Annotated in this window: 11 protein-coding genes and 1 pseudogene; 4 read left to right on the top strand and 8 right to left on the bottom strand. The window is 33.7% G+C overall.

Features of this window, described 5'->3' with window-relative positions; translation table 11 throughout:
- On the top strand, positions 1 to 590 hold a 590-nt coding region (locus LJC66_RS26990; RefSeq protein ID WP_230933881.1), incomplete at its 5' end, for a hypothetical protein.
- A gap of 357 nt (positions 591 to 947) precedes the next feature.
- On the opposite strand, the gene LJC66_RS26995 is transcribed toward LJC66_RS26990, so the two are convergent.
- From LJC66_RS26995 to LJC66_RS27005, 3 genes are all read right to left on the bottom strand, one after another.
- A complete protein-coding gene (locus LJC66_RS26995) occupies positions 948 to 1,412 on the bottom strand; it encodes a hypothetical protein (protein ID WP_230933882.1) in 465 nt (154 codons plus the stop codon).
- A gap of 226 nt (positions 1,413 to 1,638) precedes the next feature.
- On the bottom strand, positions 1,639 to 1,986 hold the full coding sequence (locus tag LJC66_RS27000; protein WP_230933883.1) for an S-Ena type endospore appendage: 348 nt from the start codon (positions 1,984 to 1,986) through the stop codon (positions 1,639 to 1,641).
- Between the two features lie 38 nt (positions 1,987 to 2,024).
- Positions 2,025 to 2,375, bottom strand: coding sequence for an S-Ena type endospore appendage (locus LJC66_RS27005; protein WP_230933884.1), 351 nt, complete (start codon positions 2,373 to 2,375; stop codon positions 2,025 to 2,027).
- A 216-nt stretch (positions 2,376 to 2,591) separates the two neighbouring features.
- On the opposite strand from LJC66_RS27005, the gene LJC66_RS27010 reads away from it, so the two are divergent.
- Positions 2,592 to 3,098 (top strand): S-Ena type endospore appendage, encoded by a 507-nt coding sequence (locus LJC66_RS27010; RefSeq protein WP_230933885.1) that lies wholly within the window; start codon positions 2,592 to 2,594, stop codon positions 3,096 to 3,098.
- A 142-nt stretch (positions 3,099 to 3,240) separates the two neighbouring features.
- On the opposite strand, the gene mobQ is transcribed toward LJC66_RS27010, so the two are convergent.
- The gene (mobQ, locus tag LJC66_RS27015) at positions 3,241 to 5,223 is read right to left on the bottom strand and encodes a MobQ family relaxase (RefSeq protein WP_230933886.1); all 1,983 of its coding nucleotides are present in this window, start codon (positions 5,221 to 5,223) and stop codon (positions 3,241 to 3,243) included.
- A 376-nt stretch (positions 5,224 to 5,599) separates the two neighbouring features.
- Between mobQ and LJC66_RS27020 the strand changes: the two genes are divergently transcribed.
- Complete coding sequence (locus tag LJC66_RS27020; RefSeq protein ID WP_230933887.1) at positions 5,600 to 5,911, top strand: NIP7 pre-PUA domain-containing protein; 312 nt, start codon at positions 5,600 to 5,602, stop codon at positions 5,909 to 5,911.
- Between the two features lie 97 nt (positions 5,912 to 6,008).
- On the opposite strand, the gene LJC66_RS27025 is transcribed toward LJC66_RS27020, so the two are convergent.
- The 4 genes from LJC66_RS27025 to LJC66_RS27040 all read right to left on the bottom strand — a co-directional run bounded on the left by LJC66_RS27025 (position 6,009) and on the right by LJC66_RS27040 (position 9,397).
- The gene (locus LJC66_RS27025; protein WP_214988781.1) at positions 6,009 to 6,284 is read right to left on the bottom strand and encodes a hypothetical protein; all 276 of its coding nucleotides are present in this window, start codon (positions 6,282 to 6,284) and stop codon (positions 6,009 to 6,011) included.
- Positions 6,285 to 6,340: 56 nt separating this feature from the next.
- Positions 6,341 to 6,973 (bottom strand): DUF3967 domain-containing protein, encoded by a 633-nt coding sequence (locus tag LJC66_RS27030; RefSeq protein WP_230933888.1) that lies wholly within the window; start codon positions 6,971 to 6,973, stop codon positions 6,341 to 6,343.
- Between the two features lie 193 nt (positions 6,974 to 7,166).
- Positions 7,167 to 8,018 (bottom strand): helix-turn-helix domain-containing protein, encoded by an 852-nt coding sequence (locus LJC66_RS27035; RefSeq protein WP_374199271.1) that lies wholly within the window; start codon positions 8,016 to 8,018, stop codon positions 7,167 to 7,169.
- Positions 8,019 to 8,716: 698 nt separating this feature from the next.
- Complete coding sequence (locus tag LJC66_RS27040) at positions 8,717 to 9,397, bottom strand: hypothetical protein (protein ID WP_230933890.1); 681 nt, start codon at positions 9,395 to 9,397, stop codon at positions 8,717 to 8,719.
- Positions 9,398 to 9,984: 587 nt separating this feature from the next.
- On the opposite strand from LJC66_RS27040, the pseudogene LJC66_RS27045 reads away from it, so the two are divergent.
- Positions 9,985 to 10,378: pseudogene (locus LJC66_RS27045) on the top strand (hypothetical protein); the annotation flags it as partial.

Consider the following 10,378-nt stretch of genomic DNA (forward strand, 5'->3'; position numbering starts at 1 on the left):
ACCTGGTATTATATCAATCCGATGTCGCGCTTTGGTCAAGTAGGACTAATGGTAAAAAAGTTGATTTCGCTATTCTCCAAGACGATGGTAATTTTGTCATTTACGGAGAGGGTGGAGCATTATGGTCAACCAAAACAAGTGGGAATAGAGTAAATTATTTAGTTGTACAGGATGATGGCAATGTAGTAATTTATGATGTTAATCTAAAGCCTTTGTGGGCATGGAAGGATGAGGTAACAACTGACGATGAATTAGTTGTATTAACTAAAACTATTGCTTCTTTTCATTATCCTCATACATTAATTGAAACAAGAAAATATCGTATTTATTTAGAAGTTAAAGTACCAAAGGCTATAGCAAATTCTACTCAACAAACTTTAGATTCCTGTATGGAAAGTGCAAAGCAGACAATATATGCTATTATAACTCCATTTTTAACACCAGCCACTATGGGAGGTTTAGTAGGTGCAATTCCAGGCGCTTTGGCAGCCGGAACAAAAACATTTACATCATGTGTAGCTAGGGATCCAAAGATTTATCCCCACATAAATAAAATAAAGGTTGAACTAAAAACAAATAAGAATGCCTAAAAGAGAAATCCCTAGTAGAGGATTCCCAGGTAGTATATTTATACTATTAGAGAAAGTTGAACCTTTTTTATAAAAAGCTAAGTGACTATTTTTAGTTTCTCTCTTTAATAGGAAAATTTCTATTTAAATAATTATTAAAAGCAAAGGGAATATTCTTTTTGCTCTTTTCTCCTTTTATAGAAATTGCTCAATCTATAGAAAGAGTGCTTGTACTACTAAAATATGCAGTTAAATGAAAAGAGTTTGGACATGTTAAGATACAAAAAAAGCCGTTGAAATCATTGATTCCAACGGCTTTTTATTTCCTATAACACTCATTATGGTAACTACAATTTTATAATGTATTATTTAAATTTATTATCCAATCTTTCTTACAACAAGAGTAGGGTTTATATAAGAATGAGTACCTGGTGTTACATTAGTTGCTCGAACTGTAATAACATCATTAGTATTTAATGCAATAAGTATTGTTTTAGCTCCAGGATCTAACGAGTCAGCACCTCCCCCTCCGCCTCTTTGAAAAAATATAGTTGAAACTATAACATTAGTTGTATTATTAAGAAAGATACTATATTGAATAGGAACTCCAGCTACAGCACCTCGGTCAGTTAGAGAGAAGTTAATTTCGTATACCCCAAAGGTATTTACTGTAATACTATTAGTTAGAGGGTTAGCAATCATCCCAGAAGTTGGGCCAGCAGTACTAAATTCTAAATTTGTATTATCTACTGGTGAAATAGTAGTATTCTCACCAAAAAGTGATCCAAATATAGGCTGTGGAGAGATGAAAGAAGAATTACAACAAGCAGAGTTACACCCCATGATAAACTTTCACCACTTTCGAAACGATTTTATACAGTTTATGCTCTTTAAATAAAGCTTGTCTGTGCTTATATATTAAATAAGTGAAATTCTTTATTTAGTATAAAGATTAAAATTTGAGGCTGACTTATCTTATAGGTTTACATATTGTTTATTTTAATTATTATGTAGGATTGAGGTTAGTAAGATAGAGCACTTAGGTAACTAGTGCCCTAAAATCATTAAACTATGCACGAACTCGTTTATACAAATTTATACAATACGTACCACTTGCCCCTGCAGGTGCTGTAATATTGAAAGTTACTGGATTAGTAACCGATCTAGAAAGAGTGAAACCAGGGGGAACAGTTATAACAGTATTATTACCATTAACATCAATAACATTGCCAACTACATTACCAGTACTACTTGAAGAGTTGAAAATTTGAAATGTTCCCTCAAAGTATTCTCCTGTCTCTGCAGTTGCCCATACAATTTGGCTTCCTGGGGCGAAATTTCCACAAAGCTCTTCTGTAAAGAATTGAGCTGGGGGACAACACCCTCCGTTAAAACTCCCTTTTGAACTACAACTCATATTCAAACCCTCCTTTTTATTCAATCCACTTATAAAATTTAAGCTCTTACACGTTTATATAGGATGACGCAGTAAGTCCCACTTGTTCCTGCAGGTGCTGTAATGGTGAAATTTACTGGGTTAGCCGTTGATCTTGTTATAGTAAAACCAGGTGGTACTGGTGGAAAATTTGTGGGCCCCCCAATAGCCAGGCCAACAAGACCATCTACTGATGCAGAGCTACTTGAAGAGTTGAAAATTTGAAATGTTCCTTCAAAGTATTCTCCTAATGCGGAGGTAGCCCATACAGTTTGAGGGCCGGTACCGCCTACAAAATTCCCACAAAATTCTTCTTTGAAGATTTGGGCTGAAGGACAACAATTTCCCCCATTCTTGTCAGAGCAACACATAACAGATCTCTCCTCCTTATTTATATTTTGACACTCTATATGAAGAAAGTTTCTATATTATAAAATGCGACAGAAAATAATTGGTCAGGTACAGATGTGGAGTTTACTAGATTTTTGTGGATGAAGGTATAAATCAGTTGAAGATAAAATGTAACTCTTTAATATTAATTGCAATATTTTATAGGGGAATTCATTAAAGGGAATGGGGAAAATTTTATGAAGAGGTGTAACTGTATTAATTGTTCTAAACCTAACAATAATGGATTTGATAAACATAAAATTGATTCATGTGAAGTGGTATGTAATGAAATCTGTGGAAATTTATTGTTAGACGATTCGATACCCAATCTGGAAATTTGGAGAAAAAAGATTGTAGAAAACTTTATTATAAATATTTCTGTTTTCAATAGTGCTATAAATGTTTCATCTATTAGGGTCTTGATAAATGATAATAAAGAGAACAGAACTGAATTTACTGTTCCACCAGGAAATACTATGTCAATTATGCTTGATAATGTAGAATCCATTGAAGTCATACGCATAGGCAAGGGAAAAGCTGAAGGAAAGTACTGCTTAGGTTTATGTTTTCAGATTAAGTGTAAAGAAGTAGAGGTTACAGATTGTAAAAAACATAAAAAAATTAAGGAAAATGTTTATACAACCTCCTCTAAATATAAAAGTAAAAAAACAAAAAGATGTAAACAAATAAGGAAAATCAAGTAAAGGTTAAAATCTAAATAGAAATAGTTAGGATCTTTTAATAAAAAGCCTTTAAAGATAATCCTTAAAGGCTTTTCGAGATAATGTTTAGAAGATCATTCAACTTAAAGTTGAACATTAATTGCCTTGAGGCAATTTTTTCTGTTTAAAGGCTAAGGTCTGGTCCTTGATTTTTCGATCTATTTATATTTGTACTTCTTATTGTTCTTAGATGATGTCTTTGCTGAGCTTGTTCTTCGTTATGAGTTGCTTGTTGAATCGCATCAAAGATGCCTGAGACTGTTTCTATGACGTGTTCTTTGACTTTTATGTCTTTTTCTATAGTTGGGATTACTTTTTGCTCAAGTTCTCTAATTTCGCTTTGTCGCTTGTTTAAATCATCTGGTCCTTTATATCCTTTTTCCTTAAGGTTCTCTCGGTAGTGATTGGCTTCATGTTGTAATTCTTCATAGTGCTGACATGCTTTATTTGAAACCAAACGTTTGGTTGCTTCACCAGGACTATTACTTAATGTATCAAGTTCTTTTTCTGTTTTTTCGAGACTAGTAACTTGGCTCTTTATCTTATTGAGATGATCTTTTTCAGTTTGAAAGATTTTTAGATCTTTCTTTAGTTTGTACAGGTCATCTTCTTGATTTTTAATTGCTTTTCTAATGAAATCTAACGTTACTGGAGTCTTTTTCGCCATATCTACATGTTTCTCTAGTTTTAATGCATTTTCATAGCTCAAGTACTTTCCAGCTGTTTTCAAGTCTGGATAATGAGAGCTTACTTCACGAATCTTAGCCATTTTAATGGCTTCTTCTGCTTGTAACAGTACTTTAGTTTCCACTTTAATCTGTTGCTTCTCATACTTAATTTGGTGCAGGCGGTTCTCTTTTTGTTGAGAGAATTCCGTATAACGTTCGTAGAACTCTTCCTCACTCGAGAAACGAAGGGATTCTTTATATTTTTGAATACTGCTTTCATAGCTTAATTTGTTGCTTTCTAAATCAGAGATTTTATCAAGATGACGTCGTTTCATCATGTTATTTTCTTTAAGTTTAAACGGATTAAGTGATCCTTTGAGTTCGTCTACCTTTTCCTCATTCTGTTTAATTTCATGATTCAAATCTCTTACACGATCATAGTAGTTGCTGACATTTAGGAACTGTTGCTGCTGTACGTGGAAATGGCGTTCAATTGGATCATGACGATTACTCATTTTGCGTAGTTCTTCCTGGCGTTTTAAGATATCGTCTAAGGAAATGATTTTTTGATTTAAAAGCGACGCAGCCTTTTGGATATAAGTCTTTTCAATATCTGTAGAAAAGCTAAATTGCTTCTCTTTTTCTTTCATCTTTTTTACGTAAGCTTCTTTTTGACGACGATAAGTCTGTAGATCAATGACAGCTTGATTATACTCTTGGCGTTCTCGATTAATCTGGCCACGTTCGCTTTGTTTTCCTTTCTTCTCCATGTCATGAGCGACATGTCCTAAGTGAATGGTTGGAAGGACTTCAAGTCCGCGGTTTTCATGAGAAAGGTGCGTAATACGCTCTTTACTTTGGGCTTGTTCTAATGCTTGATTGGCATAGTTCGCCCACTGTTCACGAATGGATAAGCAGCCTTCGCTATTTTTTACGTACCCACGATTGTTTTCTTTGGCATTGGCAAAATCAGCATTCCAGTCACGATTCTTTTTGCCGAAACCATTTTCATCAAGATTTCTCATCGTTAACATGATGTGGGCATGAGGATTATTGGCATCGTCACGATGGATGGCAATATCAGCAACCATTCCTTTTTGAACAAACTCATTTTGAGCAAAAGATTGAATGAGTTCTTTTTGTTGATCATGTTTTAGTTCAATTGGTAATGCAATGTTTAATTCCCGTGCTAATTGTGAGTCTTTGCGTTTCTCTACTTTTTCAACTTCATTCCATAAACGGTTACGATCTTTCATCCATTCTGGCGCATTAGAAGGAGTCAGAATCATGGTTTCTGGTTGTACATCACGAGCATAAAACTTTTGCTCGTCAGTACGTTCATCATGTAGTTTTTCGCCACTGCGGTAAGCAGCTGCAGCGACAGCTGATTGTCCTTTTGAACGGCTGATAATTTGCATCGACAGATGATAAATAGCCATGATTCATTCCTCCTTTCTTGAGAATGGGTTTATGTTTTAAGGATAAGGTGATGAGAGCACAAGGTGCGCTAATCACCGTTTTTGATGAAATCAGCATCATGAACACTGAAGGTGTCAGATGGTGATTTCATCTTTGCCGATAGGCAAACAGATTTTATGAAATTCGCCACCAAGGCGAATGGGTCTTTGGTTTTGTCTTTTTGTTCCTTCGGAACCGCACACATCGGTACGATGTATAAGTGCGCCCTTATCTCTTTGATCTAAGGGAATTATACCATATCATGGAGAGAGAATCTATGCTAAGGATACCAATTTATCTCAATTTTTGATATACTCAATTTAAGCATTAGGGAACAGAAAAAGGAGTTGAGGATGGGTGCCGAAGAAGCGAACAGATGAGGAGATTCTTCAGGAGTTAGAAGAGAAAATTGAGAAGATGAAAGCGAAGAAACAACAAGTTGAAGCGCGTAAAAAAGAAAAAGAAAGAAAAGAAAGAACACGACGACTGATTCAAGTCGGCGCGATCTTTGAGAAATACTTTGAGATTCAAAGTAAAGAAGAAGCTGAAAAAATTGCGAAGGCATTGCAATCTTATGTAGGAAAAAACAAAGATAAGATTTTGCATCATGATGTGGTTATAAAAGAAAAAAAGAAAGCAGCAGCTGAAGTAGCTACTGCTAAAGAGTAATTTACAATGTAAGCTTATAGAGTTTCAAATCGGCTATTTTAGCTTGAATAAACTACTCAAACTAAAATAGCCAATTTGAAACCTTGTAGTTCTTATACTATTCAATATCAATTTCTCGTTCTTTATTCGGAAATTCAACTAGATTGTCTGTCGTTTTTTTCTTTTTTGGCTTTTGAGTTTTCGGTTTTTTGACTACAACTCCCTCAATCTCATCCCCATTACTATCGACTAACGTCACTAGCTCTCCGTCAGCATTACGGAAATTGATATATAAATTTGCTTTTGAAAGACTTACCTCATACTGTTCCATCAAACCTTGTAATGTACTGGCAATAAGTTCAGGTGTAACTGGCTCTTCAAATTTAATTCTCATTTCCCATCACCCCATTTTTTGTTATAGCTGACATCTATATAAATTAGTCTTGTATGCTATCTCCAAAACTCCCACCATTTCTTTTTGTTTTCTTCCTGGGAAGCAGCCAACATTTTTTTGGTTTCCCTGATGTCCCGCATAACTTGAATAAGGATTTCGTCTCTTTTTTCAGTTCCTGCATCGTCATTCATTCTTTCAAGCAATGTTTTTTTTAGCTCATAAACTTCTTGAGTTTGATTATCTTTAATAGTCTGTATCTCATTTTTAAATGTTTGTTCTTGCTCCTGAAGAAGTCTTACAAAGCGCTGCTCTTGCTCTTTTAAAAGTACATTCATTAACGTCATAGCGTCATGACTACTAGAATCCTTTTCGGTCATGATGTCATGACCATCTATGTCGCTTCCAGGCATGACATCATGACCCGTGGGCTCTATTTGCTTCTTGTTGGCCGTGCCTATCTTCCTTGCTACAGACTCAATGGTCATACCGTCATAACTGATTAGCTCTAAAAACATCTCCAAAGCTTTTATGTCTTCCTCTGTAAAAAGGCGATGTCCTAAATTGTTTCTTCGAAAAGAATACCCTTCTTTTTCAAGGCTAAAAATGTACTTTTTGAAGACAGAATCCTTGAGATCTAACCTCTTTAAAACTTCACCCGTTTTATAAACAAAGTTATTCGTTTCAGACATAACGTCATGCCCCCTCTCTAATTCATTCGTCATGACATTATATTAGCCCTTCAACTAAAGAGCTTGCAAACGAATATATTTAAAACTTGCCGTGATGAATGACGGCCATCTTACTTTGAGATTATATCAATTTTCAAGAAGTCTAGTATTAGATTAATGCTATAAAGGGCCTCTTTGTTTAAGAGGCCATACCTTATACCCCCGAATGTAGAGGTTCGTTTTTAAGGTATTTAGTTCGTTCAATAAAACTATCTACAAAGCTGGCCATTGCTTTTGTATCATCACGTTCTGAAAGTTGGTTATAAGCAATAGTATAAGCTAACTTGTGCAATTCTTCAGAAGAAAGGCTACGTCCTTGTTTTATGTAATCTACGAGTTTATCAAAAGCAATATGAGCGATTTCTTGCATAATCGTTTTATCAATTGATACACCAAAGTTCTTCATAGCTAGCCAAATACGTCCGTATAGAGACTTGGTTTGATTACCAAAAAAAGCTTGATACTGTTGAAGTCTTTTAGGAACCATTTTTATATAAGCTTTACGTTTAGATGTTTCTTTGCTCATATTTAGATGTTTAATATTATGTATTTGTTTTAAAAAGGTTTTGTTTTCTTGGTGTTGCATTTTTGAGCTTTCTTGTGTTGCATTTTCTTCAATTTGATTAATTTCTTTTACAGATTCTTCTGTTTGAATTGGTTGAATAATAACGGCATTACTTGTTTGTTTCATGTCACTACTGCGTTTCATTTCTAATTGTTTAATAATGCCGAGATCCTCTAAATGGTTACACACACGAATAATGGTAGCACGACTTTTACCAACCAATTTACCAATATTTCTTTTCGTTAAGAAAGAAACTCCTAGGTGCTTCGCTGAATAGCCATGTAAGACTTTTAATACAGCAACATGGGTTTTATTCAATTGATCCTTAAAACGTTCTATATAGGACCGTACAGCTTCGTTTAGGGTATCAATAGATTCGAAGCTTGATAGATTTTTATATGTTTCTACACTTGCGATAATCTCAATTTTTTCTTTTGCCATTTTCATTCGCTCCCTTTTATGGAAAACGAAAAAAGACGTGATACCGTTTTACAGGTAAACACGTCTTTTAAAATAATAAAAGAGTATAGAACTTCCCCTTGTTTTTAATGTAATTCTATCGTAAAATGAACATAGAATTACACTAAAGAAAAGGTGAAGCAGGTGTTTACCGTAGGTGGTTTACGGTGGACGGTTGAAGAAGGGCCCTAATCCTTCGACAACACGCTTTGCCTTTTTCGATTTTCCGATCATTTAATTGATTTAATCATAGCAAACTCTACCAAGTTTAACAATGAAATTTTTAGATAATTTAAGTGTATAGAAGTTTTTTTTATTTAAGGCTGTATTTTGTGATACAGCTTTTTATATTTTCTTGCTAAATAAAAAAGAGAACCTCTATTTTGGGTTCTCTTTTTTATTTTTTTTGATATCCCATATACCAAAACAAAATGTAAGGAAAAGAATTACATAAAGAATGGTATTAATTAAATCCATATAGGAATATGTTTGAGTTACTCTTAGTACCAGCTTCAATAATACTATTACAATGAATGCTAGTAACATAGCTTTGTAACGAAAGGAAGATTCACTTACTTTTTGGAACATATATAACAAGCCTCATTTCTTTTTTTCAGATTTTAGCTTATCATACATTATAAATTATGCAACTTACGGAATAAAAGTTAAATAATACCTAATTAAGATTTAATTGCTACGTATGGAGGTACATATTTTGCTTGAAGAGTTAATCCTGGCTTACCTGCTCTGTCTGCTACTTTTAAAGTAGGTATTCCAATTCCTAAGATAGCAGCAAAGGCAGGTTTTGGTACCATTTTATATAAAAACCATGCTACCCCTGTTAATGTTCCTCCGCCACTTTCTATTGCTAGAACTAGATCTTCTACTTCTTTATGACTTAATCTAAAGCTATGTCCCCACCAATAAGTTTTATGAGTAACTTGAGTTGTAAAAACAGGTTCTACTTCCTTGTTTGCTTCTTCTTCTAATTTTTCTTTGTTCAATGTGAATTTAACTTGTCCATCTATTACTTCTACATTAAAAAGTCCTTCATCGATGCTTTGGTTGGTGAATTCTAGCATTTCTAAGTATTCATCGTAAGTTTCTTTAGAGATACCAAGTTCGTTTAAATCATTTGTTTTTAAATAAACTTTATCACCATCATATGCTAAAAATTTATCTGGTTTTGCAAATTCTTCGAAATTGAAATCACTAAAGAAAGTATCTTCTTCTAAAGATTGTTGGGTTGCTGTTTGATTAGATACAGCTGCTTCTACTTTGTTACTGTTAGATGGAGCATAAATACTTAATCCTGCAAATGTTGTAATAGTTGCTAATGAAGTTAATATAACTTTTTTCACGATAAAAATCCTCCAAAATATGTATAATTTAAACAACATTTGAAATTCTAACAATAATACCCAAATATTTATATAGTAAAAATTTACTAATTTAGAAGAATGCTATTTGGGGGGACTTGCATATGTATAAAAGGTGCACTTTTTATACATCAATTTCATTCTCGCCTACTGAAGCAACGTTGAATTCTCAACGATGTATAAAAAGCTGCATAAAAAAATAAACGCGTGTTCGATCAGACCCTACTGCCACTAGGGTTCTTTTTTGTGGTGGGTTCCGGAAAGAGTGATTATGTTAACTAATTTTGCATATCATATACACTATCCATTGACGAACACCTTTCATAATTTCTCCTCTTATCATCTCCATAATAGATATGATTATTAAGAAGATCAGTAATCAAATAGAAATAGTAAGTTTGATAGTTTCTATTCCTATACAATCCATTTTTCAATATTTAAATTTATTATAAAAATGATATCTGTAAACTAAATTTAAATATTTAAAAGATAAGCTACAATTTATACATTTTTTTCATATGGTACATTGATGTATTTTTTTTATAAAATCGGTAAGAGGAGAAATTTTTATGTATAACTATGTTAATCCAGATTTTTACCAGTACCTTTTTTATCAAAATATTCCGTACTACTTTGACAGTAGGAGTTATTATAATCAATATCAATTTAATAATCTAGCCTTTTATCCAATGTATAACCACTGGCAATTTAATGCGCCTTATACCTATAAAATAAGGCAAACAAATAAGGGGGATAGGTTAAGCCCAGGTGAAAGACTTTTACCTGGTGAATCACTTCAGTCAAAGAATGGCCAATATATACTTAGGATGCAGGGAGACGGTAACCTGGTATTATATCAATCCGATGTCGCGCTTTGGTCAAGTAGGACTAATGGTAAAAAAGTTGATTTCGCTATTCTCCAAGACGATGGTAATTTTGTCATTTACGGAGAGGGTGGAGCAT

It is taken from the genome of Priestia sp. TSO9 (genome assembly GCF_021029645.1).
GTDB classification, from domain to species: Bacteria; Bacillota; Bacilli; order Bacillales; family Bacillaceae_H; genus Priestia; species Priestia megaterium_E.

Bases quoted from the DNA above. Each gene is read 5' to 3' on its own strand.
- LJC66_RS26995 (WP_230933882.1), bottom strand. From the start codon at position 1,412: ATGGGGTGTAACTCTGCTTGTTGTAATTCTTCTTTCATCTCTCCACAG.
- LJC66_RS27000 (WP_230933883.1), bottom strand. From the start codon at position 1,986: ATGAGTTGTAGTTCAAAAGGGAGTTTTAACGGAGGGTGTTGTCCCCCA.
- LJC66_RS27005 (WP_230933884.1), bottom strand. From the start codon at position 2,375: ATGTGTTGCTCTGACAAGAATGGGGGAAATTGTTGTCCTTCAGCCCAA.
- LJC66_RS27010 (WP_230933885.1), top strand. From the start codon at position 2,592: ATGAAGAGGTGTAACTGTATTAATTGTTCTAAACCTAACAATAATGGA.
- mobQ (WP_230933886.1), bottom strand. From the start codon at position 5,223: ATGGCTATTTATCATCTGTCGATGCAAATTATCAGCCGTTCAAAAGGA.
- LJC66_RS27025 (WP_214988781.1), bottom strand. From the start codon at position 6,284: ATGAGAATTAAATTTGAAGAGCCAGTTACACCTGAACTTATTGCCAGT.
- LJC66_RS27030 (WP_230933888.1), bottom strand. From the start codon at position 6,973: ATGTCTGAAACGAATAACTTTGTTTATAAAACGGGTGAAGTTTTAAAG.
- LJC66_RS27035 (WP_374199271.1), bottom strand. From the start codon at position 8,018: ATGGCAAAAGAAAAAATTGAGATTATCGCAAGTGTAGAAACATATAAA.